The sequence below is a fragment of the Mesorhizobium sp. M0408 genome, assembly GCF_040321495.1.
Lineage (GTDB): Bacteria > Pseudomonadota > Alphaproteobacteria > Rhizobiales > Rhizobiaceae > Mesorhizobium.
On the sequence record NZ_JAMYRO010000026.1, the window covers coordinates 1 to 26,170 of the forward strand.

General features: G+C 59.0%; 18 protein-coding genes, 7 pseudogenes and 1 other annotated feature. Of the genes and pseudogenes, 20 read left to right on the forward strand and 5 right to left on the reverse strand.

Going from position 1 to position 26,170, the window contains the following annotated elements:
- Positions 1-1,929 (reverse strand): Ulp1 family isopeptidase (locus tag NKI67_RS25485; protein WP_352647496.1); only part of this gene is annotated, 1,929 nt, incomplete at its 3' end.
- A gap of 721 nt (positions 1,930-2,650) precedes the next feature.
- Here NKI67_RS25485 and NKI67_RS33910 point away from each other — a divergent pair.
- Positions 2,651-3,385 (forward strand): annotated as a pseudogene (locus NKI67_RS33910) (TnsB C-terminal domain-containing protein); the annotation flags it as partial.
- Here the strand turns inward: NKI67_RS33910 and NKI67_RS25495 are convergent.
- Positions 3,384-3,690 (reverse strand): annotated as a pseudogene (locus tag NKI67_RS25495) (transposase family protein); the annotation flags it as partial. The pseudogenes NKI67_RS33910 and NKI67_RS25495 overlap by 2 nt on opposite strands.
- 291 nt (positions 3,691-3,981) lie before the next feature.
- Between NKI67_RS25495 and NKI67_RS25500 the strand changes: the two are divergent.
- The 3 genes and pseudogenes from NKI67_RS25500 to NKI67_RS25510 all read left to right on the forward strand — a co-directional run bounded on the left by NKI67_RS25500 (position 3,982) and on the right by NKI67_RS25510 (position 5,537).
- The gene (locus NKI67_RS25500) at positions 3,982-4,356 is read left to right on the forward strand and encodes a flagellar export protein FliJ (protein WP_352625602.1); all 375 of its coding nucleotides are present in this window, start codon (positions 3,982-3,984) and stop codon (positions 4,354-4,356) included.
- Positions 4,357-4,592: 236 nt separating this feature from the next.
- Positions 4,593-4,753, forward strand: a pseudogene (locus NKI67_RS25505) (DUF1403 family protein); the annotation flags it as partial.
- 50 nt (positions 4,754-4,803) lie between these two features.
- Positions 4,804-5,537, forward strand: a pseudogene (locus NKI67_RS25510) (IS6 family transposase).
- A gap of 88 nt (positions 5,538-5,625) precedes the next feature.
- Here the strand turns inward: NKI67_RS25510 and NKI67_RS25515 are convergent.
- On the reverse strand, positions 5,626-7,545 hold the full coding sequence (locus NKI67_RS25515; protein ID WP_352625604.1) for a potassium transporter Kup: 1,920 nt from the start codon (positions 7,543-7,545) through the stop codon (positions 5,626-5,628).
- A 503-nt stretch (positions 7,546-8,048) separates the two neighbouring features.
- Between NKI67_RS25515 and NKI67_RS25520 the strand changes: the two are divergent.
- A pseudogene (locus NKI67_RS25520) lies at positions 8,049-8,977 on the forward strand (IS3 family transposase); the annotation flags it as partial.
- Positions 8,332-8,448: a sequence feature (AL1L pseudoknot), on the forward strand. (Overlaps the previous pseudogene by 117 nt.)
- A gap of 7 nt (positions 8,978-8,984) precedes the next feature.
- On the opposite strand, the pseudogene NKI67_RS25525 reads toward NKI67_RS25520, so the two are convergent.
- A pseudogene (locus NKI67_RS25525) lies at positions 8,985-10,275 on the reverse strand (IS30 family transposase).
- A gap of 159 nt (positions 10,276-10,434) precedes the next feature.
- On the opposite strand from NKI67_RS25525, the pseudogene NKI67_RS25530 reads away from it, so the two are divergent.
- The 4 genes and pseudogenes from NKI67_RS25530 to NKI67_RS25545 form a co-directional block, all read left to right on the forward strand.
- Positions 10,435-10,728: pseudogene (locus NKI67_RS25530) on the forward strand (integrase core domain-containing protein); the annotation flags it as partial.
- A 301-nt stretch (positions 10,729-11,029) separates the two neighbouring features.
- The gene (locus tag NKI67_RS25535) at positions 11,030-11,800 is read left to right on the forward strand and encodes a hypothetical protein (protein WP_352647500.1); all 771 of its coding nucleotides are present in this window, start codon (positions 11,030-11,032) and stop codon (positions 11,798-11,800) included.
- Positions 11,801-12,047: 247 nt separating this feature from the next.
- The gene (gene virD4 / locus NKI67_RS25540) at positions 12,048-13,793 is read left to right on the forward strand and encodes a type IV secretion system ATPase VirD4 (RefSeq protein ID WP_352647502.1); all 1,746 of its coding nucleotides are present in this window, start codon (positions 12,048-12,050) and stop codon (positions 13,791-13,793) included.
- Positions 13,794-13,868: 75 nt separating this feature from the next.
- Positions 13,869-14,237: a hypothetical protein gene (locus NKI67_RS25545; protein ID WP_352480566.1), complete on the forward strand. Its 369-nt coding sequence runs from the start codon at positions 13,869-13,871 to the stop codon at positions 14,235-14,237.
- A gap of 248 nt (positions 14,238-14,485) precedes the next feature.
- Here the strand turns inward: NKI67_RS25545 and virG are convergent, their stop codons facing one another.
- Entirely contained in the window at positions 14,486-15,211 is a 726-nt protein-coding gene (virG, locus tag NKI67_RS25550; protein WP_023685159.1) for a two-component system response regulator VirG, read from the reverse strand.
- 1,287 nt (positions 15,212-16,498) lie between these two features.
- Between virG and NKI67_RS25555 the strand changes: the two genes are divergently transcribed.
- The 11 genes from NKI67_RS25555 (at position 16,499) to virB11 (ending at position 25,935) form a co-directional block, all read left to right on the forward strand.
- Entirely contained in the window at positions 16,499-17,284 is a 786-nt protein-coding gene (locus NKI67_RS25555) for a type IV secretion system lytic transglycosylase VirB1 (RefSeq protein WP_352647504.1), read from the forward strand.
- A gap of 74 nt (positions 17,285-17,358) precedes the next feature.
- Positions 17,359-17,664 carry a pilin major subunit VirB2 gene (virB2, locus tag NKI67_RS25560; RefSeq protein WP_023673707.1) on the forward strand — a complete coding sequence of 102 codons (306 nt, stop codon included), beginning with the start codon at positions 17,359-17,361 and terminating at the stop codon, positions 17,662-17,664.
- Entirely contained in the window at positions 17,664-17,990 is a 327-nt protein-coding gene (locus NKI67_RS25565; protein ID WP_023673706.1) for a type IV secretion system protein VirB3, read from the forward strand. Before virB2 ends, NKI67_RS25565 begins: the two co-directional genes overlap by 1 nt.
- Positions 17,990-20,359 carry a type IV secretion/conjugal transfer ATPase VirB4 gene (gene virB4, locus NKI67_RS25570; protein ID WP_023685155.1) on the forward strand — a complete coding sequence of 790 codons (2,370 nt, stop codon included), beginning with the start codon at positions 17,990-17,992 and terminating at the stop codon, positions 20,357-20,359. Before NKI67_RS25565 ends, virB4 begins: the two co-directional genes overlap by 1 nt.
- A 13-nt stretch (positions 20,360-20,372) precedes the next feature.
- Positions 20,373-21,056: a TrbJ/VirB5 family protein gene (locus tag NKI67_RS25575; protein ID WP_023673704.1), complete on the forward strand. Its 684-nt coding sequence runs from the start codon at positions 20,373-20,375 to the stop codon at positions 21,054-21,056.
- Positions 21,057-21,114: 58 nt separating this feature from the next.
- On the forward strand, positions 21,115-22,002 hold the full coding sequence (locus NKI67_RS25580) for a type IV secretion system protein (RefSeq protein ID WP_023762840.1): 888 nt from the start codon (positions 21,115-21,117) through the stop codon (positions 22,000-22,002).
- 27 nt (positions 22,003-22,029) lie between these two features.
- Positions 22,030-22,188, forward strand: a complete 159-nt coding sequence (locus tag NKI67_RS25585) for a type IV secretion system lipoprotein VirB7 (RefSeq protein ID WP_081731114.1) — start codon at positions 22,030-22,032, stop codon at positions 22,186-22,188.
- The gene (locus NKI67_RS25590; protein ID WP_023679587.1) at positions 22,185-22,898 is read left to right on the forward strand and encodes a type IV secretion system protein VirB8; all 714 of its coding nucleotides are present in this window, start codon (positions 22,185-22,187) and stop codon (positions 22,896-22,898) included. Before NKI67_RS25585 ends, NKI67_RS25590 begins: the two co-directional genes overlap by 4 nt.
- Complete coding sequence (locus NKI67_RS25595) at positions 22,895-23,779, forward strand: TrbG/VirB9 family P-type conjugative transfer protein (RefSeq protein ID WP_352480564.1); 885 nt, start codon at positions 22,895-22,897, stop codon at positions 23,777-23,779. Before NKI67_RS25590 ends, NKI67_RS25595 begins: the two co-directional genes overlap by 4 nt.
- A complete protein-coding gene (gene virB10 / locus NKI67_RS25600; protein WP_023679589.1) occupies positions 23,772-24,911 on the forward strand; it encodes a type IV secretion system protein VirB10 in 1,140 nt (379 codons plus the stop codon). Before NKI67_RS25595 ends, virB10 begins: the two co-directional genes overlap by 8 nt.
- Positions 24,895-25,935, forward strand: coding sequence for a P-type DNA transfer ATPase VirB11 (virB11, locus tag NKI67_RS25605; RefSeq protein ID WP_023673699.1), 1,041 nt, complete (start codon positions 24,895-24,897; stop codon positions 25,933-25,935). The genes virB10 and virB11 overlap by 17 nt, the downstream gene beginning before the upstream one ends.
- The last annotated feature ends 235 nt before the right edge of the window (positions 25,936-26,170 follow it).

The following is a 26,170-nucleotide window of genomic DNA, read 5'->3' on the forward strand; positions in this document are numbered from 1 at the left end:
TTGCATCATGGGCTGCGCCTCCCATGGCAATGCACCCACTTGATGGGTGGGGGCCTGCATCAGCACGCGAGCGCCTGAATTGCCGGTCTCGCTCAGCTGCGGCTCAGTGGCAACGTCCTGCAGACGACTGTTCAGGGTCCTTTGCCTCTTCGCTGGTCTCAACTCCGCTGTATCATGCTCACGGTTGATGAGGACCTCCTCGCTTGGTAGCTGGTTGCTCCTGTCCTGTGCAGCGATCCGCTCGTCCAGCGCGCGCTGGTCGCCGTCGCGCCAGCTCAGGGGACGAAAGGACCCTGCGGGATCCGAGGCTTGGTGATGGTGCCCAGGCACGAAAGACGATGCCACAACAGCGTCGTCTTCATTAGCTTCCCCAAGGGGGAGATTCTCCGGCCAACTGAATGTCTCCTGCGGCCCGCTGCGCTGCGCAGCGGCGTCCCCCGTCCCAACGGGGCTTTCCTTAACCGCGTCTCGGGCGTGTCGGTCCATGAGTTCAAAGTTCGTGAGATAATTTGCCGTTCCAGATGTATCGTCACCCATGAGTCGGGCTTGTAGTGCCTGCCGATTGACGACGAGGTTGTTGAGGTTCAGGTCATCTGGCTGCCATCTTTGCAATCGCCCAACCAGCGCCCGCGTGCCGTCCACCACGTAGACTCCGCAATCCCACCTGTTGCTCTGCTGGGCCATGCGGGGTGAGTCCAGGCGGGCGCCCAGCCTTTTTGCGAACTCTTTTGCAAGCTCTTTATTGTATTCCCCGGCGGAGTCATAATGATGGGCAACCGGCCGTGCCCGGTCGCGGCGATCAACGAATAGCAGCGACCAATGGGTGCCGCGGTTCTCACGAGTCGTACCGGCATCGCTCACTGGCACGAACAGGAAGTCGGCTGTGTCGTTACCGTTCTGATTATGGACGATGCGCTGGAATGCGCTTAGCCTGTCGCTCTCGGAGCCGAAGCGCAGATGAGAATGGGCTACGAGGGGATCCACGAACCGCGTCCGGGCGGCGAGTTCTGGATTGTTCCCCTGCAACTCCTGCTCCAGGAGCTGGTAATCCCTCTGGATATGTTGGTCGCCTAGCAATTGCAATGCGCCGAGCACCCGCCCGTCTTCATTAGCTTTCCCAGGGAGCTTCTCTGGCCGACCCAATGCCTTCTGCGGCCCGCTATGCTGCGCAGCGGCGTCCCCAATGGCACGAGCCTCCATGCCGACTGCGTCTTCCGGACGAGCAGCAAGGGCAATTTCGCGCCTGAGTTCGGACTTCCGGAGATGAGCTAATGCACTGATCCCACCGGAGTTCATATAGCGCTTGGCATCTTCATCCAGCGACCCCTCGTGAAGCCGAGCCGCAATCCCCGGCTTGTTGTTTTCAACCAGGTATTGACTAAAACGTCTAAGAGCAGATCCATAGGTCTGAATGGTAGCGGGATTCGGCTCGGTCGCAGACGCTGCCTTGTACTCTTTGATGAGAGCCGCTGTGTATTTTCTGATGAGCGCGGCGTCGGCAGGGTCGGGAGTCAGGACAGCGCGGCCCAGCACTGGCGCTCCGCCCGCCCACGTCTTGAGACGACCCACTGCTCTAGCCACGTCCGAGGGGCCACGCCTGCTCTCGTACTCCGAGGGGCCAACCCTGCTCTCGTACTCCTTGAGATCCTGATCCAGCGCGTCAAGCCGAGCAGCAAATCCCGGCCTGTTATTATCAAAGAGCCAACGACCAAAGCCGAGAAGAGAATTTACATGGCGCTTGACCGAGCGCTCCCCGACCTTACCGGCATAGAGTGCTGACCTCAGCCCTTCGACAACAGTCGCATCGTTGGAATAAAGAGGACGCTTGTCGTGACCGGAGACCACTATTGAAGGATCTGGCTGCACCGCCGCCGGCACAGAACGAGCATGGTCACGCAACTCGACCGGTGCGGGATTCAGATCAACCACTGACGAATCCGGTGCATGATGATGGCGCGCCGTTGAGTGACCCGGCTGCAGCACCGAGGCACCTAGCATCGACCCACTGCCTCCGGCGTACGGCGCCGCGGCGTGTTCTTGTCCGCTCCCTTGCATCATGGGCTGCGCTTCCCATGGGGCCGCGGCTTCGATGAGGCTCAGGTCTCCCTGAGACGGATGAGGATGGAACGGGTCTGGCAGAGCCGGAACGCCGGGGGCGGGAATTTGGGCAGCGGCTCGGCGCGCCTCGCCCAAGCGCTGCTCAAAGCCCTCTTGCCCGGCCTGTGCCGCTTGCTCTTGAGATGCCGGGGGCTGCACCTGCCGCCAAGCTGTTACATTGGATAGGTCAAATTTGTGCCGGTTCACGCTAGCCTCACGTCCACAGATCAGCTGAGCAACCTACTTGGGCATACTTACGAGAAGCTGACGAGGTCCGCGGTCCCGAAGCGGGTAGGCCTAATTTTCTGCGCGCCGATTGCGCTGGCGCGACGTAGCCCGGCCTTTTGCCAGCTCGGCAGCTACGGCTCGCGAAGAGCGTCGTAAGGCTTGCGGAGCCGCCCCTCAGCTCCCGTCGAGGAGCAATCCACAATTCACATATTTGGAGATGGCTCGCTGGTTTACCGGTGTCGCTTTTACTTCCCGATTTCAAACAGGGAAAAGTTAGGTGTTGTTTAGGCAGCCCCGATTTTCCGCTAACGATTTCATTGGTCATTTGCCGAACCAATTACACAACCGAAAAGCAACTCCTTCCCCATCTCTCTCCGATGAAGCATGGTCCGCGGCACGTCGTGTAGCCCGCGAGCTGGATAAGATCCTCGATGGTGCGGGGCCCCGTCAGGCGCCGATCGAGCGGGCCGCCGCGGAGCTGCGCCTGTCGACCCGCCAGATCTACAATCTGCTGGCGCGCTACCGCATCCCCCGGACCGTGACGTCGCTGCTGCGCGCGACGGGGACGGGACTCGGAAAAAGCGCCTTGACCAGGGTATCGAGGAGATCATCGTGAAGACGCAGTGGCTCGTGGTGGAGGCTCCGCCGGCTCGCTCCCGTCGTGGCCGAGGTCCGGGCTCGCTGCGAGGAGGCCGGCCTGGCCACTCCATCCTATCTCACCGTCGCGCGTCGCATACCCTCGCTGTTCAGCCCCGAGGAGATCGCGAGGAAAAGATCAGCGAACCCGAAGCATCTTCAACGGCTCAAGGCGCGGCCGGGTTACATCCATGCCACGCACCCGCTGAATGTCTGCCAGATCGATCACACACCCACCGACATCAACTTCGTTGAGGTCGTCGACGGTGGTGGAACCTTCATCGGCCGCGCATATCTTACGATCGTTAGCGACGTGGCGACGCGCTGCATTCTCGGCTTCTGCCTCACCCTTGAGAAGCCATCGGCGCTGTCGGTCGCGCTCTGCCTCGCGCAGGCCATGTGTCCAAAGAAGGCATGGTTGGCCACGCATCCTGGTCGACGGCGCGCCACAACCAAAGCTTTTTGCCGGGCGATGGTGACGACCACTTCGTTCAGGTACAAGACATCATTCCGGCACGGCGGCTTGCGGCGCAAGCAGCGAGCGCAGTCCGGCCCGAACTTGATGCCCCACCGGCGACTTGTCTCATACGAAACCACGATGCCGCGTTCCAGCAGCATTTCCTCCACCAGGCGCAAGGCTCAGCGGAAACCGGAAATAAAGCCAGACCGCGTGGGCGATAATAGGCGGCGGAAATCGGGGGGCGTGTAGCTGACGGCGGGCGTATTCATGCCCCCCGGCGTCCATGTCGCAAATCTTGACGATTGCTTTGTGTGTCAAGCCCGCCGTCAACGCGTTCATATGCAGACATTGTGAAAATCGCCCTATTCCGCCTTTTTTTACCGCCCCTTAAGTCCCCCGCTCGCATGCTTGTCGATGCCATTGAACTCATAGCCATCGGCCAAGGATTTTGGAAAATATGTTTCCGCTCGCAGCAGAAAACGTGAGAGTCGCTGTAGGCCTAACGTTAAGGGGGAGAGAGCGGTTTGAATTGGACGAAATGTGTACCGGAGTACCGAGTCATGAAGCCCCGAGGTAATCTGGTCCGACTGCAATTTCAGGTGAATGAGAAGCGGCGACAGTTGCACCAGCTAGACATGATGATTGCCGATTTCGAACGCATGGCGCGAGAACTGGACTTCCAGATAAACGCCGAGGAAACGAAGGCCGGCATCTCCGATGTCAATCATTTCGCTTATCCGACGTTCGCCAAGGCCGCTCGCCTACGTCGTGACAACGTCAAGAATTCGCAATCGGACCTTCTGCGGCAGAGAACCGCAGCCGAGCCATGCCTCGCCGAGGCTGAAGCAGAGCTCTCCAAGGCGCAAATGCTAGAATCGCGCAGCGGCAGAGGCCACGACCTCGAACCCGGCAACCGAAGCGCCATGATCGGCTGAGCCGGACGGCTTCAGCGCGCCTCAATTCGCGACACCGACTGGCCGTTGGCGCGCGAGAGGCGTGCGGGCAGTGTAAAGATATCAGCGTCTTGATGCAGCGATAGCTGGCCGGGACGGCTGTCATGCTGCGGCGACATACGCGATTTTGTTCCAGATTTGCATAGCGGCGTTACGCAGGTATTGGGGGAAAGTGGAACTGGTTGGCAATCGGATCATCGGCGGAGACGAACCGCTGCCGGCGGACCGGCGCCTGGCGGCAACGCCTGGCGCTTTCGGCGGCGGCGGTAACGGCAAAGCAGGCTGGCCGCGTCGAGGATGAAGCGCCTGCGCGATGCCGTTCTGCTCACGGCCGGGAGACGGGGTCGGCCCCGCCGGCCGGATGCTGCTCGCTTGGCGCGGCACCGTAAAGTCAACCGACAGCTTATGAAGATGTGCGTACATTGGGCCATGTCAGAAGTTGCTCGTGGTCCGCTCTATGGTCGCCACGGCTTTCCCCCGAGATCATTGCGCACGCGGTATGGCTCTACTTTCGCTTTCCGCTCAGCCTGCGCATGGTTGAGGGCATGCTGGCGGCCCGCGGCATCATCGTCACGGATCAGACCGTTCGAAGCTGCGCGGAGAAATTCGGACGGAATTTCGCCCGAGAGATCAAGCGACGGTCAGCCGGCTGCCTGGGCGACAAATGGCATCTCGACGAATGTGTCGTGGCTATCAGTGGCAAGAAGCAGTGGCTCTGGCGTGCCGTCGATCAGGACGGCTTCGTCCTCGAAGTGCTGGTACAAAGCCGCCGAAATGCCAAGGCGGCAAAGCGTCTGATGCGCAAGTTGAAGGCTCAAGGGCAGACACCACGGATCATGATGACCGACAAGCTCCGATCCTATGATGCCGCCATGCGCGACCTCATGCCCGGCGTCGAACACCGGTCGCACACAGGCCTGAATAATCGAGCGGAAAATTCGCACCAGCCCACCCGACGACGCGAAAGGATCATGAAACGCTTCAAGTCGGCACGCCAGCTTCAGCGGTTCGTTTCCATCCATGATCCGATTGCCGACCTGCTCCACTTTCCCTGCAATGCGCTGTCATCGGCTCAACATCGAGACCTGCGTAACGCCGCCATGCATTGTGTCGCCACAGCGTCACAGCCGTCCCGGCCAGCTATCGCTGCATCAAGCCGCTGAAACTTACAGTGCCGGGCGCGCTGCTACCTGATTTTCCTTACCGCTCAATCAATCTGACAGCACCGATTCTTCTCAACCGCGGCATGCCCTAAATCGTCACTTGCGTTCCGATCTCGACGACGCGTCCGGTCGGGATCTGGAAATATTCGGTCGCATCGGCGGCCGTGCGTGCCAGGCCAATGAACAGCTTGTCCTGCCACACCGGCATGCCCGAATTGGGCGAGGCTTTGAGCGAGCGCCTCGACAGGAAGAAGGATGTCGTCATGATGTCAAACTTCCAGCCTTGCTTGCGGCAGGTCGCCAGCGCGCGCGGAATGTTGGGCTGCTCCATATAGCCGAAGGTCAGCGTCACCCGCATGAACAACTCGTTGACCGTCTCCATCTTGACCCGCTCGCTGTCGGGCACCAGCGGCTGCGGTGCGGTGACCACCGACAGAATGACGTTCTGCTCGTGCAGCACCTTGTAGTGCTTCAGGCTGTGCATCAGCGCTGTCGGCGCGCTTTGCGGATCGCTGGTCAGGAACACGGCGGTGCCGGACACCAGCTGCGGCTTCTTCTTCAACAGATTGCCGGCGAGGAAATCGAGCGGGATTTCGTTGCGGCGGGTCTTGTCGAAGAGATAGCGGCTGCCGCGCACCCAGGTCCACATTGCCAGAACGATGGTGAAGGCCACTGCCAGCGAGGCCCAGCCGCCCTCGAACACCTTGACGATGTTGGAGGCAAAGAAGCCGATGTCGATGAACGCGAACAGCGCCGTCATGGCGACCGCCACCCACAGGCGCCATTTCCAAATGCGCGTCATGACGACGAACAGCAGCACCGTCGTCACCAGCATGTTGCCGGTCACCGAGATGCCATAGGCCGAGGCCAGCTTGCTCGATTCGCCGAAACCGACCACCAGCAGCATCACCGCCAGCGCCAGCAACAGATTGACACGTGGCATGTAGATCTGGCCCGACTGCCGTTCCGAGGTGTGCAGGATTTCGAGACGCGGCAGCATATTGAGCTGCACCGCCTGCCGGGTCAGCGAGAAGGCGCCGGAGATCACCGCCTGGCTGGCGATAACCGTCGCGGCGGTTGCCAGCACCACCATCGGGATCAGCGTCCAGCCTTCGTTCATCTCGAAGAATGGGTGGCCGACGTGACCGTTCTTCGCCAGCACGAAAGCGCCCTGCCCAGCATAGTTGAGCAGCAGGCAGGGAAACACGATCCACAGCCAGGCGACCACGATGGGCCTGCATCCGAAATGGCCGAGATCGGCATAGAGCGCTTCTGCGCCGGTGACGGCAAGGAAGATGGCGCCGATGGTGACGAAAGCGACGTCGGGCGAATTGATCAGGAAGGCGACAATGTAATGCGGGCTGATCGCCCACAGGATTTCCGGGTCGGCGATGATCTGGTTGAGACCGGAAAGGCCGATCGCCAGGAACCATCCAGCGGTCACCGGACCGAAGACTAATCCCACCCCACCCGTGCCAAAGCGCTGCACCGCGAACACCATGGCGAGGATGACCAGGGTCAGCGGCACCACATAAGGCTGGAAAGCAGGCGTGACGACGTTCATGCCTTCGACGGCCGAAAGCACCGAAATCGCGGGCGTGATGACCGCGTCGCCGAAAAACAGCGAGGCGCCGACGATGCCGATGCCCAGGATCACCGCCGACCGCTTGGGGAAACTGCCGCGCGCTAGCGCCATTAGCGACAGCACGCCGCCCTCGCCGCCGTTATCGGCGCGCAGCACGAACATGATGTACTTGATGGTGACGATAATAGTCAGCGACCAGATGATCAGCGACAGCACGCCCAGGATATCGCCGCGCTCGGCGACATTGCCGCCCGACGACGCCACCAGCGCCTCACGGAACGCGTAGATCGGGCTGGTGCCAATATCGCCATAGACAACGCCGAGCGCGCCTAGCATCAGCACCTTGGGGCTTTGCTGTTCGATTGCCGGATGGCTCGACTGTTCGACGGGTTCTGCCTCGCTACCAGTATTGGTAAGGACCATGGACGACACTCCGATAAGGGGCGGCCCTCTACCTTTGCTGCACTGCAATATCAAGTGCCGCAACGTAATGGCTCCGTATGCGGACCGCATTTGTTGCCGCACCGGCGGATTGTCTCATACGAAACCACGATCCCGCTCCCGGGCCATTTCCTCGACGAGACACAGGCTCAAGGGGAACCTGATGGAGGGCCAGACCGGATCAGCGATGATCTGCGGCAGGAAACGATGGCGCTGCTTGTAGCTGACGGCATATCTTTCTCCTGTGTGTGTCTGCCAGACGAGCGGGCGGGCACGGAAGTGGTCGCGCTCTACTGCCAGACATACTCGTCGAACCTGATGAAAACCTGACTTGTACACCCAGCCCAAACAGGTGCGAGGGGTCGGTCTATTACCAAAGGCTCTGAGGGCTGATTCTCTAGGGTTCCCGCCTCGATTGATCCGTGACCCTTCTTGTGTACCGCCCCGGGTTGATCGGAGGCTCCAACTCCTGAGAAGGTGGAACCATGACAAGCAAGGCGACCAACAAGTTCTCTCCCGAGGTCCGGACCCCCGCGGTGCGGCTGGTTCTGGATCACGAACGCGAGCATACGTCGCGGTGGGCGGCGGTTTCATCGATCGCCGCCAAGATCGGCTGCACGGCGCAGACGCTGCATGAGGGGTGAAGAAGGCCGAGCGCGACAGTGGCGTGCAAGTCGGTGTGCCTACGGATGTGGCGACGAAACTCAAGGCTCTGGAACGCGAGAGCCGTGAGCTTCGCCAGGCCAACGAGATCCTTCGCAAGGCTTCCGCGTATTTTGCCCAGGCGAAGCTCGACCGCCGGTTCAGGCCACGATCGCGTTCATCGACGATCACCGCAAGGCGCATGGGGTCGAGCCGATCTGCAAGGTGCTGCCGATCGCCCCGTCGACCTACCACGACCATGTCGCCAAGCGCGTCGACCCCTGCCGGCTGTCGGCTCGGGCAAGATGGGATACAGCCTCGAAGGATGAGGTCCGACGGTTTGAGGCGAACTTCCGCGTCTACGGCGTTCGCAAGGTCTGGCGGCGGTTGCGTCGCGAGGGCTTCGACGTCGCCCGCTGCACGGTTGCCCGCTTGATGAAGGCCATGGACCTCGAAGGCATCGTCCGCGGCAAGCCGATCCGCACTACGGTGAGCGACAAGGCCGCACCTTGCCCTCTCGACCACGTCAACCGCCAGTTCCATGCTCCGGCGCCGAACATGCTGCGGGTCTCCGACTTCACCTGCGTCGCGACCTGGACGGGCTTCGTCTATGTGGCCTTTGTCATCGACACCTATGCCCGTCGGATCGTCGGCTGGCGGGTGAGCCGGACGGCGCATGCAGCCTTCGTTCTCGATGCCCTGGAACAGGCTCCATGATCGGCGGCCCGTGCAGGGAGGCGGGCTCATCCATCACAGGGATAGAGGCAGCCAAGGCGGATTCAACCGGTCGTCGCAACACCGGCATCATACTGTCCCCCAAGGAGCTGGTCGAGGACTTCGGCAGGTGTTTTACAGCCGAGCGTTTTGCGCGGTCTTGTGTTGATAGCATGGGCGACTGCGTCCAATCCCGGGCTGTGTGCCGACTGAGATCCGTGCCCTTTGGGAAGTACTGTCTCAGCAAGCCGTTGGTGTTTTCGTTGGAGTCTCGCTGCCACGGGCTTGGGGATCGCAGAAGTAAATCTCGAGCCCGGTGTCGATGCGCAGGTCGGCTGCTGCGCCATTTCCGCTCCATGGTCCCAAGTCAGCGACTGACGCAGTTGCTCGGGAAGTTTGCCCATGGATCGGGCTATGGCTCTGCGGACTGCTTCAGCGCCGTGGCCGGCAAGTGGTGGACCGTTCTTGATGCGCAGGCTCTGCTGATAGCCATGCATGCGCGGCAGGTGAAGCAGCATTGTGAAGCGTGAACTTCGTTCCACGAGCGTGCCGATCGCCGAGCTTCCGAAAGGATGAGGTCGCCTTCCCAATGTCCGGGGACAGCCCGATCGGCAATTTCGGCCGGACGGTCGCTTATGATAACGGCGTCTCCAATGAAGGGCTTGTTGCGCACTCGGGCCCGTTCGCGCGGTACGCGCAACGCTCGGCCTGAACGCAGACATGCGGTCAGTTCTCGGCGCAATGCTCCGCGTCCTTGAATGTACAAGGACTGATAGATCGTCTCGTGGCTGATCCGCATGGTTTGATCCTCTGGATAATCGATCTGAAGACCGATTTAGCGATCTGCTCGGGGCTCCAGGGCTGCCGACCACCTCCGGCTCTGCCGGTGAACAGCCCTCCGCATTTTCCATACCCACCTTGGGGCCCTCGAATGAGGCGCCATGCGGGTTGGTGACTTTGCTAGCCAAGCGCTCCTCAACATATTCACGCAGAGCCGGATTGACCGCCAGCTTGCCAGGAGGCCGCCGGGACGCACGATCGGCGTGCCATCAGGCGGCACTGGTCCGGTAATCCAGATTGCCGCTGCGCGTCGCGGCATTGCGCCTGACCTCCCGCGAGATTGTGCTCGGCGGCCGACCTAGCTTACGCGCAATGGCCCGGATGCCGATTCCCCGGCAAGCTCAAGCGCAATATCCTCGCGCTCCCGAAAGAAGGATATCGCCCCGAAGGCGGCTTTGCCCACGGCGCCAAATGCGTTGGCGGCATCCCTCCTGCACTCCGAAACCAGCGCGGACCAAGAGGCGTTGATATACCGGCATCCAGTGCGGCCTCCTCGCTCGAACGTCCCAAGGCAATAGCTTGCCAGAACCGGAAGCGATTCTCACGCTGTCAGGCAGGCGGACGCCCGGGCGAATCTAGCTTCTTTCGAGTGCACCGATCTGAAGCGCGTTGGTGAACCGTCATTGCAACCTCCAATCCCTTGGTGTTGCGACGACCGGTTGAATCCGCCCAATAGTCAGCATTCGATACACCGAGCGCTTGGCGGAGGCCGGCGTCGAACCCTCGGTGGGCAGTGTCGGCGACTCTTTCGATAATGCTCTCGCCGAAACGATGAACGGTCTTTACAAGGCCGAGGTGATCCATCGACGCGGACCCTGGCGCTCATTCGAGGCCGTCGAGTTCGCCACGCTCGAATGGGTCGACTGCTTCAACAATCGCCGGCTGCTGGAGCCCATCGGCAACATCCCGCCGGCCGAAGCCGAGGAACGCTACTACGCCATGTTGGATGAACCAGCCATAGCCGCGTGACTCAAACGAAACGGCCTCCGAAAAGCCCGGGGCGGTTCACATCGCATTTGATGCCAACTTCATCGTATTTTCTTCGTCTTAGACGGGCTTTTGGCAGACCCACAGAGCTGGGAACCCTTTGCCATACTACAACTGTAACATCATATCGGTTTAGCAGGTCAAGCTTCGGTGGTACCCTCATTGGGTAGAATAACTACTTTGGAGGCGAGCAATGGATCGCGATAACAAACGGGCACGCGCAGCTGCAAGATCATCTCAAGGCGTGGGGAGCAGTAGCCTCCGTGACGTTCCAGAGGGGCCATTGAGCGATGTTGCAGAACGGCTGGTAACCGCTAACCCGCGCGATACAGCGCGAAATCTTGGGGGCTTCAAAGGCCTCGGGACGCACGAGCGAACAGCCGTTCGGGGCACTCAACCCGGGCCAGAAACTGACCTCGCGAGATTTGAAAGGCGGGCCAATCAGCTTGGACGATCAGCCATCGATCTGGCCGAGAAATTAACAGCCGGATTGGGGTACACCCCGGATGACGTAGCGTTGCAGCAAGTCAGAGCGGTCAGTAATGTATGCCATTACCTAACGCCAGGGATGCAAGATGCTATTGTTAATCGCATTGGCAACATGGAGCCGTCGTCGCAAGCTCTCGGAGCTCTTTACGTTGCGCCACACTTCAGTAAGTTTAATGACGAAAATAAATCTCGCATTCTTGATCAGGCCATTGGATTGGCTTCTGATCCGGATGTCAATGTCAAGTTGACAGCATCCAATGCTATTCTCAACGCGTATCACCAGTTCGACGCAAATCAACAGGCCCAAGCTCACTCAGTTCCCGGCATGCAACACATCTTGCCGCACATGCCGCCGCCGCAGCATGCAGCAGAGGAACGGAGTGCGAATCTGGACGGCCACATAGCAGGTATTGAGGCTGCAGTCCGTGATACAGTAAGCCCGCAAACCTCCTATGAACAGCTGCAGCGGGGTGCTCAAGTCGGGCAGTCCATAAGCCACACCTACAATCACGCCCGAGAGGACCTAATGGAGGCCACCAGAAGCAGAGATCGCTCCGGCCGTTGAGGTCTCGGCCATGGTACAGTGACGCTTTCTCTCCCGAATTCCGTTTACGGCCTTGCCGTTTCCAATTCGCTGGCCGTTGAGGTACCTGCTTAGTGTAACTTTCAAAAACCACGTCTGCCGGGTGATGCGCTGCAAGCATCGCACCACCCGCTGCGGCATCGATCTGTCGAGCGGCGACATCGCGCGACGTCGGTTCGGTCTCTGAAGCACGCGCAGCATTAGCTACGGCTAATCCGGCAATGGAACAATGCTTTCAACAAAAACGACGCCCCCCAACATAGCCATTAGCATCGCGTGCTCACTCGCCGTGGGCTTCTGTGCGGCAAGTCTTTACGCAACCTTCCGCCACGGCGGTAGCGGCGAGGCTCTGATGGCGTTTGATGTCCGTGCCTTTTGGTTTGAGACGCCCTTCTGTTTGGGTTTCGCAACCCCCGTTTTCTATCGGGGCGCGGCTATCGTGCTCTCGACGTCCGCGGTCGTCTTGCTGATTCAGCAGATCGTATTGCGCCGCAAGCTCGAACACCACGGGACGGCTCGTTGGGCTCGAGTGGATGAAATGCGACGCACGGGATATCTGCGACGATACCGTGGCGTGACAGGGCCGGTGTTTGGGAAGACAAGTGGCCCTTTCTGGCCTGGCTACTACCTGACCAATGGCGAGCAGCCTCACAGCCTCATCGTTGCACCGACCCGCGCTGGCAAGGGCGTCGGCATAGTCATTCCAACGCTACTTACATTCAAAGGCTCGGTGATAGCTCTGGACGTCAAGGGGGAGCTCTTTGAGCTCACCTCGAGGGCGCGCAAAGCCGCAGGTGACGACGTGTTTAAATTCGCGCCGCTGGATTCGGAGCGGCGCACAAACTGCTACAATCCGCTGTTGGATCTTATAGCGCTGCCTCCACAGCAGCAATTCACCGAAGCCCGCCGCTTGGCCGCAAACTTGATTACGGCCAAGGGGGAGGGCGCGGAAGGTTTCGTCAGCGGCGCTCGAGATATCTTTGTCGCGGGAATCCTTGCCTGCATCGAGCGGGGCACGCCAACAATCGGCGCCGTCTATGACCTCTTCGCCCAGCCGGGGGAGAAGTTTAAGCTCTTCGCGCGACTCGCCATGGAGACCCAGAACAAAGAGGCACAACGCATCTTCGACGACATGGCGGGGAACGATACCAAAATCCTAACCTCCTACACTTCCGTGCTCGGCGATGGCGGGCTCAACCTGTGGGCGGATCCCGCTGTAAAGGCGGCTACAAGTCGCTCGGACTTTTCGGTATATGATCTTCGCCGTCGCAGAACGTGCATCTATCTTTGCGTTGGTCCGAACGACCTTGAGGTGATCGCGCCTTTGATACGCTTGTTTTTTCAGCAAATCGTTTCAATTCTGCAGCGGTCGCTGGCCCGCCGGGATGAAAAGCACGAGGTTCTCTTCCTGCTCGATGAGTTCAAGCACTTGGGTAAGCTGGAGGCGATCGAGACCGCAATCACGACTATCGCGGGCTACAAGGGGCGTTTCATGCTCATCATCCAAAGCCTTTCGGCACTGACGGGGGCTTATGGAGAGGCTGGCAAGCAGAATTTTCTCAGCAATACCGGACTGCAAGTGTTCATGGCCACGGCTGATGACGAGACTCCGAACTACATTTCCAAGGCCATCGGTGAATACACGTTTGAAGCCAAATCGATTTCCCACAGCCAGGCGCGAACGTTCGACTGGAACATTCAGAATTCACATCAAGGTGCACCGCTATTGCGTCCCGAACAGGTTCGGCTGCTCGATGACGACTACGAGATTGTTCTCATCAAAGGTCTGCCACCATTAAAATTGAGGAAGGTGCGTTATTTCTCGGATCGCATTCTGAAACGCATCTTTGAAAGCCAGACAGGCGCCCTCCCGGAGCCGGCGCCCTTGATGGGAGCAGAGGAGGCGCTCTCCGCAGAATCTCAACTCGATGACCCGCTGTGTGAATTGGCGCAGGACTTTGACGATACAGTTTGATGTGAGGCTAGTATGGACCCGCGAAATAGTAATCCATCCCGTGTAACAGCTTTGTCGCAGGTGCAGGACGCCGGCTTGGAAGACGGGCAAGCGGTCCAGGCCCGGCGAGTGGGCTTTGAGCAGCACGTGTCCGAGGCGCTCCGGCCGCTGTTCGATGGTCGAGCTGACGAGCCGCCAACCGATCCAGAGGAGCTTCTGCGACTGGAACAGGGGTTTCGCGAGGTGCTTCAGCGAGGGCAGGATCATCAAGCCGCCTCGTCTTTTTTCAGCAACCCAGGGATGCCCGCTGGACGGGATGACCTCAACAGAAGCGTGTCGGAGGCTTTCGCAAGCTCTGGGACGCCGGAGTTCGGGCCGCCGCCCCCAGTCTTGGCTGCCAGCGAACAGCAGATCCGCCCTTCGCCGGATGCGCTTGACCAGGGCAACCACCTGCCACCCGAGTGAGTCGTCCCAACAATGAACATTCCCCAGCGCTGTTGTGGCCAGCGGAGACGCACAGGGCCCTGAACACGCCGCAAGCCGTCGCCATTCAGCAGCAGCTGAGCGAAATCGGCAATTCAGGCGGCCGCGTGCCTATGCAGAGAGGGGCTGATGCGATCTCCGGACCGGTAGCTCTCGCCGTAATTGATCAGGCTGGTACTGTTGGAAGACTTGATCAGCCTCGTCACCCCAATCTCCAGCATAGCTCACTGTCACGCGGCCAACGTGCCTCCGTAGCTAACGTCTACGTCAGCGTTGAAGAAGTACCCTGCGCCACGGGATGTTTTGACCAGGCGAGGGTTGGCCGCATCAGCCTCCAGCTTTCGGCGCAAGCGCATGATTAGGACATCGATACTTCGATCGTACACCTCTTCTCCACGCACACGGCTCGCGAGCAAAAGCCGTTCTCTGGATAGCACGTTGCGGGGGTTCTCCAGAAATGCGATCAAGAGATTGAACTCACATGCGGTAAGCTTGACCTCGCCACGCTCCGCACAGATCAGTCGCCGCTGCTTCACGCTGAGCTTCCAGGCCCCAAAGCGAAATGAGCGCTGCTCTCTGGTTCGTGGACTAGAAATGCGCTGGCGTAGCGCTACTCGAATGCGGGCCAAGAATTCGCGCATCCCGAAAGGCTTGGGAATGAAATCGGTTGCGCCGAGCTCCAGTGCAACCACTTTTTCCGCCTCATCAAGCCGGTCGCCGCTGATCACTATGATAGGAACATCCGATTTTGTCGCCAGATTGCGGACGATCGCAAGTCCATCCTCCCGGCCTAGGTTAAGGTCGACAACCACGAGATCGACTGGCTCACGTGAAAGAACATAGTCAAACTGCTTGCTATCGTGGACTGCGGTTACCTTCAGGGCATGCATCGTGAGATACTCGGCGATGAGGCGCCGCATTGCGGCATCATCGTCAATGACAAGAACATGTTTCAACGGCACACCTTCAATCTTGAATCCCCTTGTCTAAACCTGTTGCCGAGCAACCCTGGGGCACGGACCCAGAACAGCTGCCCCTGATACCACTCGCCGTGGCGTGCGGCCAATGTGAGGCCGTGCTCGTCCTGGTCTTTTCATCCCCAGCGAATTGACCGCACCAAGGCAGCCCGTGGCCACCAGACAGGTTCAAGCGCCGACATGACCCTGCCGTGCGGTCCTTCGCTTTTTCGCTTCGAGCTCCCCCGTTGGTGCAGGCCTGCCAATATCACTCGAGTTTGACCTCATGGATGCCAGGTTTCCTGCTATGCCCTTGCATCCTGGTCATCCTGGAGTTTGCGGACCTGGATCATCTCGATATCCTCCGGCTCGTGGATCCAGCTCGGACATGGTTGAGCAGCGCGGCGTTTGGCTTGATCGGATAGGCGGTCGGCGGAAGAAGACCGTGATTCGCTGCAGCGGCCTTGTGCCAAATAGTATGTCTCCTGCCAAGCCGGCTTCGTCCAAGGTGGCCGGCGGCCTCAAATGCTGTTCGGGCGACCGGCAGGTCGCCGGTTGCGGTGAACGTCCGGGCTAACATTTCTCAGTTACTGCAACTCCTCCATCTTGAGCGTGTCACTATGCTTGTCCATTGCGCCGTCGGACTCCGTCAATGACGTGCGGATTTCTGCCGATGGGACTGTGCATGATCCACCCTTTGACGGCGGGAACAGCTGAACCAGGCTCGCACCAGGATGGGCTGCGCCGCCACGTCTTCCCAGTTGACCCTCTCCCCCGCGGATTTGCGCCTTCGAGCCAGCTTCGCGGACGAGCTCGCGTCTCAAGCAATGATCTGAGTGTGCAGGGCCGCGCATGGCTGCTCTTTGAGGACCGGCAGCATACCGGCAAAGTTGGGCTGCTTTATCGCCTTCGTCGATTCCCCACGGTGATCCCGAGCCTGAACAAACCCGCCAAGCTCCCCATTTTTGTCCTTGGCTTGGCGCTGACAGAAGTACCATCCATGACGCCGAAGTCGCGGCCCACACTCCAGGAGCAACGGACGGCCGGGACGAGCAATCCTGTACAGGAGTCATTGTACCAAGATGCTCCGGATGTCGCTGGCTGATCGGGCCCGCGCCACCCACGCATGCGCAAGATGCTCACCCACGCTGATACGAACACGGTCTTTGCTTCAGTTGAAACCGAAAAGCTGAACTTGAACATCACACAGTAACAAACCTCCCCGATAAGCGCGTGCCGGACAGGGCCAGAACCCGTCCGGCGGCTTGGAAAGGTAGGTGATAGGGAATGCTTATTGCAGCTTGGCCGCTGGCCATCGTCCTGATGACATCCATGTCACTCCCAGCCGAGCCCGCGCCACTTTCTCCGCGTGAGTTCCGCAGCCTGTCGCGCAAATGCGCCCCCTGGGTTGCGCCGTCCACCCTCGCCGCGATTGCCAAGATTGAAAGTGGCTTTGAAACGCTGGTGGCTCATGACAACACCACAGGTGAGCAGCTTCGCTGGATAGACCACCTGGAAGCCACGCGGGGCATCAAGGAACGCCTCGAAGCACAACATTCTGTCGATGTTGGATTGATGCAGATAAACAGCAAGAACTTTGCCATGCTCAATCTCACGCCGGAAAGGGCTTTCGAGCCCTGCGCCTCGCTTTCGGCTGCCGCCCACTTGCTTGAAAGCCGGTATGCCGGCGGCACCACTGCTGTGGCACAGCAACTGGCGCTTCGCCGTGCCATCTCGGCCTATAACACGGGCGACGTCACGCATGGCTTCGCCAACGGTTATGTACGCAAGGTCGAGTCGGCCGCAAAGGACATCTCAAGTCTCCTTGAGAGAACGCTGGAGCCGACTGCTCGAGATGTGCCGCACCTTGAGGCACCCGGTCGGAAAGCCGTGCCGCCTCTGCTCCAGCAGAGCCAACAGGCCAATAGAAAGAAGCAGCCCAACCAAGATTCTTGGGACATCTGGGGCTCGTATCAGCCGGACCGCTCCGGGGCCGATCCCTCCGATCCGACAGGCAGCCAGGCTGCGAAAGCACGGGAACCCGCGAACCCGAACAAACTCGTATTCGATTGAAACATGGAGATGCAATGATGACGCCACTCAAGATACTTCGTGCGCTTAAAACGCGTGTTCCTTCGCCTTTTTCCATGCTGCGCATGGCGGCTGAATATGTACCGGCCGCTGCTGCAGGCGCGGCGTGGACGGTCTTCTACAGCGGGCCAGCCGCGGCTCAGGTGACCGGAGGGACGGATCCTGCCAAGATGGTCCAGAATATCTGCACGTTCATACTTGGCCCCTTTGGACAATCACTGGCCGTGCTCGGGCTCGTAGCCATCGGTATCTCTTGGATGTTCGGTCGTGCTTCACTTGGCCTGGTTGCGGGTGTCGTTGGAGGGATCGTCATCATGTTCGGGGCCAGCTTCCTGGGCAAGGCGCTCATAGGCGGCGGCTGATGAGCGACCGGTTGGAAGTGAGCACCCTCTATGTGGCGGCGACGCGCCCCGCACTGTTTCTGGGGGTGCCGCTGACGCTGGCCGGATTGCTCATGATGTTGGCTGGGCTTGTTATCATTATCCTTCAGAACCCGCTCTACGAAATCGTTCTCGTGCCACTCTGGTTCGGAGCACGGCTGGTTGTTGAGCGTGACTATAACGCGGCAAGCGTCGTGCTGCTCTATTTGCAGACGGCCGGCAGAAGCGTGGACGGGCCGGTCTGGGGAGGCGCAAGCGTCAGCGCCAATCCGATCAGAGTGCCGAAACGCGGAAGAGGAATGGTGTAATGTTCGGCGCCAGCGGCCGGACCGAGAGGTCTGGCGAGATCTACCTTCCGTATGTTGGTCACGTAAGCGATCAGGTTGTCCTTCTGGAAGACGGATCGATCATGGCCATGGCACATGTGAACGGTGTGCCCTTTGATTTGGAAGACGCTGAGATGCGCAACTCGCGCTGCCGCGCGTTCAACACTCTCTTGCGCAACATCGCCGATGACAATGTCTCGATATACGCTCATCTTGTGAGACACAACGATGTGCCGGCGCCGGCGCCGCGCCAGTTTCAAAGTGCATTCGCTGGCAGTCTGAGCGAGGCCTACGAGCGTCGTGTGCTGTCGGGAAAGCTCTTTCGCAACGATCACTTCCTCACTTTGATCGTGTCCCCCCGCACCGCAATCGGCAAGATCGGCTTGCGGATTGCCAAGTCCCGCAGACGGAATGAGCACGATCTAGCCACCCAAATGCGGAGCCTGGAAGACCTCTGGCACATCACTGCTGGCGCACTCGGCGGTTACGGTCTGCGCCGGTTGGGCATTCGTGAGAAAGGCAACGTGCTCTTCACGGAAATCGGCGAGGCGCTTCGGCTCATGATGACTTGCCGGTTTCTTCCGGTTCCGATGGTTACCGGCTCACTTGGCGCCTCGATCTACACTGACCAGGTCATCTGCGGGAAGCGGGCGCTTGAGATTCGAAGGCCCGGGGATAGCTCCGTCGGATCATTGTTTTCGTTCCGTGAATATCCGGCGACGACGCGGCCGGGCATGCTAAATTCCTTGCTGTCCGCCAACTTCCCGCTTGTCCTGAGCCAGAGCTTTTCCTTCCTCACTCGCCCACAAGCTCATGCCAAACTAAGCCTTAAGTCCAGCCAGATGACGAGTGCCGGCGACAAGGCTCTCACCCAGATCAATGAACTTGCCGAGGCAGAGGACGCACTGGCAAGCAACGAATTCGTGATGGGTTCGCATCATCTGAGCCTGTGCGTCTATGCCGACAGCCTCAATAGCCTTGCAGATCGCGCAGCAAGTGCCCGCGCACGGCTGGCCGACGCGGGCGCCGTTATCGTCCAAGAGGGCATCGGCATGGAGGCCGCATATTGGTCCCAACTTCCGGGGAACAACAGGTGGCGCACGCGCCCGGGGGCGATCACCTCACACAATTTTGCCGGGCTCGTCTCATTTGAGAACTTCCCAAGCGGTTCCAGTTCCGGCCACTGGGGCAATGCTGTTGCGCGCTTTCGCACAAACGGTGGAACTTCTTTCGACTACATCCCCCATGAGAATGACGTCGGCATGACGGCAATATTCGGGCCCGTTGGCAAAGGCAAGACGACGCTGATGACCTTTGTCCTCGCGATGCTTGAGCAAAGCTTGGTCGATCGCAATGGTGCGATCGTCTTCTTCGACAAGGATCGGGGTGGTGAACTGCTGGTGCGAGCCACGGGAGGGACATATCTTGCGTTGCGCAGAGGCGCTCCGAGCGGCTTGGCCCCTCTGCGTGGACTGGACAACACCTCCGCCTCCCGGGACTTTCTGCGCGAGTGGTTGATGGCCCTGATCGAGAGTGACGGCCGTGGTCCGATCTCGCCGGAGGAAAGCCGTCGGCTGGAACGCGGCATTGTTCGTCAGCTTTCGTTCGAACCCCCTATGCGCTCACTTGCGGGCCTGCGCGAGTTCCTATTGCACAGCCCCTCCGAGGGCGCAGGAGCACGGCTGCAGCGGTGGTGTAGAGGGGGGGCGCTTGGATGGGCCTTTGACGGCGACGTGGACGAAGTAAGGCTGGATGCCTCCATTACGGGCTTCGACATGACGCAGCTCCTGGAATATGAGGAGGTCTGTGCACCGGCCGCCGCATACCTTCTGCATCGAGTGGGCGCTATCGTCGATGGTCGTCGGTTCGTCATGAGCTGCGACGAATTTCGATTCTATCTACTCAACCCCCAATTCTCGGCCGTTATCGACAAGTTCTTGCTCACGGTCCGCAAAAACAACGGCATGTTGATACTCGCAACGCAGCAGCCTGAACACGTTCTGGAATCGCCTCTCGGAGCTAGTCTCGTTGCGCAATGTATGACGAAAATTTTCTACCCATCACCGACGGCGGACCGCTCTGCGTATGTCGATGGCTTGAAGTGCACTGCGCAGGAGTTCGAGGCAATCCGCCAGGGAATGGCAATCGGCAGCCGCAAGTTTTTGCTCAAGCGCGATAGCGGGAGTATTGTTTGCGAATTCGATCTTGGGCAGATGCGCGAGTACGTAGCCGTACTCTCGGGGCGGGCCAACACAGTGCGCTTTGCCGACCAGCTTCGTAACCAGCACGGAGACGCCCCAAGTGGGTGGCTCGACAAGTTCATGGCCCGGTACCACGAAGTTCAAGACTGACGGAGGAATATTCATGAAATTTGCCAAACTTGCAGTAACGACCCTTGCTGCTTCCCTTCTGCTTCACGGACAGGCCCGTTCGCAATTTATCGTCAGCGACCCTGTAACAGAAACACAAGCGACCTTAACAGCGCTTTCCAATGCGGCGATCCTTGAGAGGTCAATCGAGACGCTCGCTACCACGATTGAAATGGTGACAATTCTAACGTCGTCATTCGCTGTCACGGGACTGCTAAGCTCACTGAACCAAGGAAATCACTACCCGTCGAGCAATAAGCTGGAGGAGCAGATGTTTGATGCTCGGGCGCCAGCTTCGATTATGGCCCGTAACATTGCGAAGGACCCAAATCGGATAGTCAACGGCACCGATTCAGAAGCGAAACTGTTACAGGGACAAATCGCCGGGGCCGCCAATGCCGCAGCTATTGCAGCCGACACTTTGGGCATGATGGACAAGCGCCTTAAGGATAACGCCGGCACGCTCGGTCAGCTTTCCCGCTCGGGAAATATTATGCAGGCCACCGTGACCAACGGTCTGGTCCTCAAGCAGATTCACGATGCGATGATCCAAAATGTCCAGGCCACGAGTCTGCTGACAATGGCCACTGCACAAGGGAGCCTTCACGCCGTGGAGGAGGCCGCCACGCAGCGTCGCGAACATCAGGACACCGCTAATATGTTTAGCATCCTCCCGTAAACCACACAGAGTTCATCAGGCTCAGCTGCGCTGATCAGGGACACATCAGGCTCACGCCATGAATTTCAAAATTCCCGCGCCATTCACGACTATACACACGATCTTTCATGGGGCCTTCACGTCCGGGCTGCACAAAGTGCTTGAAAACGTCCAAGCGGCGGTCAGTGCGCCTCTGGTTGCGTGTGTCACGCTCTGGATAATAATCCAAGGCTGTCTGGTCATGCGTGGTCAAGTCGATGCGCGCGGGGGTATCTCGCGCGTAATCATGGTGTCGATTGTCGTCGCCCTTATCTTAGGGCAGGCCAACTATCAGCAGTACATTGAAGCGCTCTTCGACGACACGATTCCGAGGTTGGCTCACGACATCAGTGGCAGCGACTTGCCCTTCATCGGAATCCCCCAGAAGCTCGATCTCATGTTTGCTTCAAGCCAGTATGTCTTTCAGCTGATTGCTTCCGAAATTGGGCCTATGAACGGCCAGGACATACTTGCTTTCGAGGGAGCGCAATGGATTTTCTACGGCGCGCTGTGGACAGCGTTCGAGATCTACGATGCCGTTGGAATTCTGACGAAGGTGCTCTTGACGATCGGCCCCCTGGTCCTTGTAGGCTACCTTTTTGATCACACTCGAGACATAGCCACCAGATGGATCGGCCAACTGCTCTCGTACGGGCTGCTGCTTCTCCTCCTCAACATCGTTGCAACGATAGTAATCGCTGCCGAAGCAGTCTCGCTGGCAGCCATGCTTTTGATGATCAAATTCTCGGGCACGACAGCAGCCAAGATCATCGGGCTTTACGAGCTCGACATGCTTTTCCTAGCTGGTGACGCTCTGATCGTCGCGCTTCCGACGATCGCCAGCAGCATCGCCGGCGGCTCTTGGGGAGGTGCGAACCGACCTCTTAACAGCCTCAATCGCCACTTTGCCAAAACGGCGGGTGGTTAATCAATCGACAAGCTCGGTGCCAAAAACATGAAATATTGCCTACTTCTGTCAATCCTCGCTTTGGCCGCCTGCAAGACGAGCCATGGGCTTGCGACATGCGCGGGTGCCCCATTCCAACTGAACGTGGGACAATGGGAAACCACCCCTGAGGATCTTCAGGTCGAATGCGCGGAAGAGCCAAAGTGAAAGTTCCTGAACATGCCCTTCTGGTGGAGAGAGAAACGCTAGCCGCCCACTATAAGAAGGTGGAAGCGTTTCAAACTTCACGAGCGAAGTCTGCGCGGCGCCTGTCAAAGGCCCTGATAGCCTTTGCCGCAGCGGCGGTCCTAGGAAATGTTGCCCAGGCATTTACCATTGCTGCCATGGTCCCGTTGGCCAAGCTCGTACCTGTGTTCCTCTGGGTCCGGCCGGATGGGACCGTCGACAGCGAAGTGTCAGTCTCTCGACTGCCGGCAACCCAAGACCGAGCCGTCATAAATGCTTCGCTGTGGGAATATGTACGCCTGCGCGAGGGGTACACAGCAGATACAGCCCAATACGCCTATGACCTCGTATCCAGTTTCAGCGCGCCGGCTGTGCGACAGCAATATCAAGATTTCTTCAACTATCCGAATCCCACCTCGCCGCAAGTCACGGTCGGCAAACGCGGCAAGCTCGAGGTCGGGCATATTTCTTCAAACGACATCAGTCCGGACGTTCAACAGATCCGTTACAAACGTACGCTTGTTGTCGATGGGCAGATGCCGATAGTGACCACCTGGACAGCTACCATCCGCTACGAGCGCTTGACGGGTCTGCCTGGGCAATCGAGGCTCACCAATCCGGGAGGTCTACTCGTCACTTCCTATCAAAGCTCGGAAGATAGCGTATCGAACCTGGGCTATGTGCAGCCATGACAAAAAGAGCGTTTCTCGCGCTGGTCTGTTCACTCTTCTTAACGATGGAAGCGTCCGCGGAAGACACACCACTTGCCGGCAAGCATGATGCGCGCATGCGCTACCTGGCTTACCGTCCTGACGAAGTGGTGCGCCTGTCTACCGCAGTGGGGGCAACGCTGGTTGTCACATTCGCGGCCAACGAGACAGTCGCAGCCGTGGCCGTTTCCAATAGCAAAGACCTGGCTGCGCTCCCGCGCGCCAACTATCTCTTTTTTAAGGCTAGCCGGATGCTCCCGCCGCAGCCGGTCATCGTGCTGGCCGAGAGTGAGTCCGGTACACGGAGATACGTCTTCAGTATTTCAACGAGAGCGATGCCAAAACTCGATGAGCAGCAACCTGACCTATACTACAGTGTGCAGTTCACCTATCCTGCTGATGAGGCTGCTGCTCAGAGAAAGGACGCAGAAAGGCGCTCGATTCTTGGTCAGGCCCGGGCGAAAGTGCTGCGCGACGAGAGAGTTCAGGATTTGTTGAATCGGCCCGCCGCAACTACCAGTCCGGACGAAAGCAATTTTCACTACGTCGCAAAGGGCGATCGATCGCTGGCGCCGCTGGAAGTTTTCGATAATGGCTTTACCACCGTATTTGGCTTCGCAAGCAATTCCCGCATACCCTCCCTCTACATTATCAATCCCGACGGCAAGGAAGCCGCTGCCAATTACACGGTCAAAGGAGACTATGTTGAAGTATCCGCAGTCGCCCGGGAATGGCGTCTGAGAGATGGCAATACGGTCTTGTCCATTTTCAACAGGGCTTATGACCCTGTGGGACGAGCGCCAGTGACCGGTACAGTGACACCCGACGTGTGGCGCGTTTTGAAAGGCCCGGCCGATGAATGAAACCGGCCCACAGTCGGGACATGATGTCCATGCCTCAGGATCGATGGTCTCGGAGCCGGCCCGCCGGCATGTTTCGGGATTGCAGAAGTTGGCCGTCGCTGCTCTTGTTCTCATCTCATCTCTATCGCTCATCTGGCTCGGCGGTCGTCCCAGCACACAAGACGAGCCAACTCAGCCAAAACCTCCAATTGTCGCCGACGCCGAGCCATTCCGCCCCGTGCCGATTGAGATTGCTCCCGAAGCTCCAGCACCCGTACAGGCGGCGCAGGCAGGAGATCCTGCGCCATCCACGCCGCCTCCGGCGCCAGCTGATCCGCCGCCGGAGGAAACACCAATTTTCGCCTACAGTGGCAGCGGTCAAATGCCCAACGACGGTCAGCGGAGCGAAGACAACCATAGGGATGCTCCCGCGACCTCGCATGAGATTTCAGACGCTGGCGATCTGACGGGGCGATTGAAGCCAGATATACAGGAGCCAAGCCGGGCCACACTTTTGCCGCACCCTGATCTCGTGATTACCCAAGGAACGATAATTCCCTGCATTTTGCAAACGGCAGTCGACACAAATTTACCGGGTTATGTGAAGTGCGTCTTACCTAAAGACGTCCGCGGCGCCACCAACAACGTGGTGCTTTTGGATCGCGGGACGACCGTGATTGGCGAGATCCAGCGTGGTCTCCAACAGGGGGATGCGCGTGTCTTCGTGCTGTGGACGCGCATCGAAACGCCTGACCATGCCCTCGTTTCGCTAGCGTCGCCGGGCGCTGACGAGCTCGGCCGCTCCGGAATGCCTGGCACGGTGGATAATCACTTCTGGCAGCGCTTTGGCGGAGCAATGCTCATGAGCGTCATTCAAGGCGCGTTTCAGGCCGCCGGTCAATACGCTGGCAGCTCAGGTGGAGGAAGCGGCATCAACAGCTTCCAGAGCAACGCCGGACAAGCCGTTGACACGACCCTTAGAGCAACGATCAACGTTCCGCCAACTCTGAAGAAAAACCAGGGAGATGCTGTATCGATCTTTGTGGCTCGGGACCTCGATTTCTCAGATGTATACGATCTTAGACCGATCGCCGTGGCGCCAGCCCCCCAACATCGCCAACGCCGGAGAGACAACAATGCGACCGGAGGCTGACCCTCAATTGCGTTTGCTTCTCAACCCTGTTTTGAAATGGCTTGAGGAGCCAAGGACCGAAGAGGTCGCTATCAACCGGCCTGGGGAAGCCTTTGTCCGACAGGCCGGCGTTTTCACGAAACATCCGCTACCGCTATCTTATGACGATCTGGAGGACATCGCGATCCTCGCTGGAGCGCTGCGCAAGCAAGATGTCGGACCGCAAAGCCCCCTCTGTGCGACTGAGCTGCCGAACGGAGAGCGGCTGCAGATCTGTTTGCCGCCCGCTGTTCCCTCAGGAACAATAAGCCTGACGATACGGCGTCCCTCAAGTCGTGTGACCGAACTCAAGGAAGTTTCTTCTCGCTACGAATACTCGCGTTGGAATCAATGGCGGTCACGAAAGGAGCGCCAAGAGCGGCAGGACGAAACGATTCTTCAGCACTACGACCATGGTGACTTGGAGCAATTTTTGCGAGCATGCGTTTGCGGGCGGCTCACGATGCTGCTTTGCGGACCTACTGGAAGCGGCAAAACGACAATGAGCAAGACTTTGATCAACGCTATACCCCCGCAAGAGAGGCTGATAAGTATCGAGGACACGCTCGAACTTGCAATCCCGCACGAGAACCATGTCCGGTTACTCTATCCGAAGGACCGAGCAAGCGTAGGTGCGGTGACAGCCGAGCAACTGTTGCAAGCCAGCTTGCGCATGCGCCCTGATCGAATATTGCTTGGCGAGATGCGCGATGATGCTGCTTGGGCCTACCTTAGCGAAGTCGTCTCCGGCCATGCGGGATCAATATCAACGATTCATGGGGCGGATCCGGTCCAAGGCTTTAAAAAGCTCTTTTCACTCGTCAAGAGCAGCCCGCAAGGAGCTGCTGTGGAAGACCACACGCTTCTTGACCTGCTGTCGGCTGCCATTGACGTCATTGTGCCGTTCAGTACCCACGGCGACGTGTATGAGGTGGGGGAGGTGTGGCTCGCCGCCGATGCCCGGCGACGCGGAGAGACAGTAGCCGACCTTCTTAACAAGCACTAAGGCTAGAGCACGTCGGGGATCGGTAAGTCGTTTGTGATACGATGGCGTAATTTGTTCAGATTGAACGTCCACTTTGATTTGAGGGAGGTGGATAATGGGAGGAGGACTGGGCGTAGACCTTCGGTCACAAGTCTGAAGTCTTCGGGCGCCCTGTCGGCGCGGCAAGTTGCGGCACGATTCGACTGGGTGTATCGAGCGCGTCCGCTGAATTGCGCGGGCGACGCTCACCGAGCTG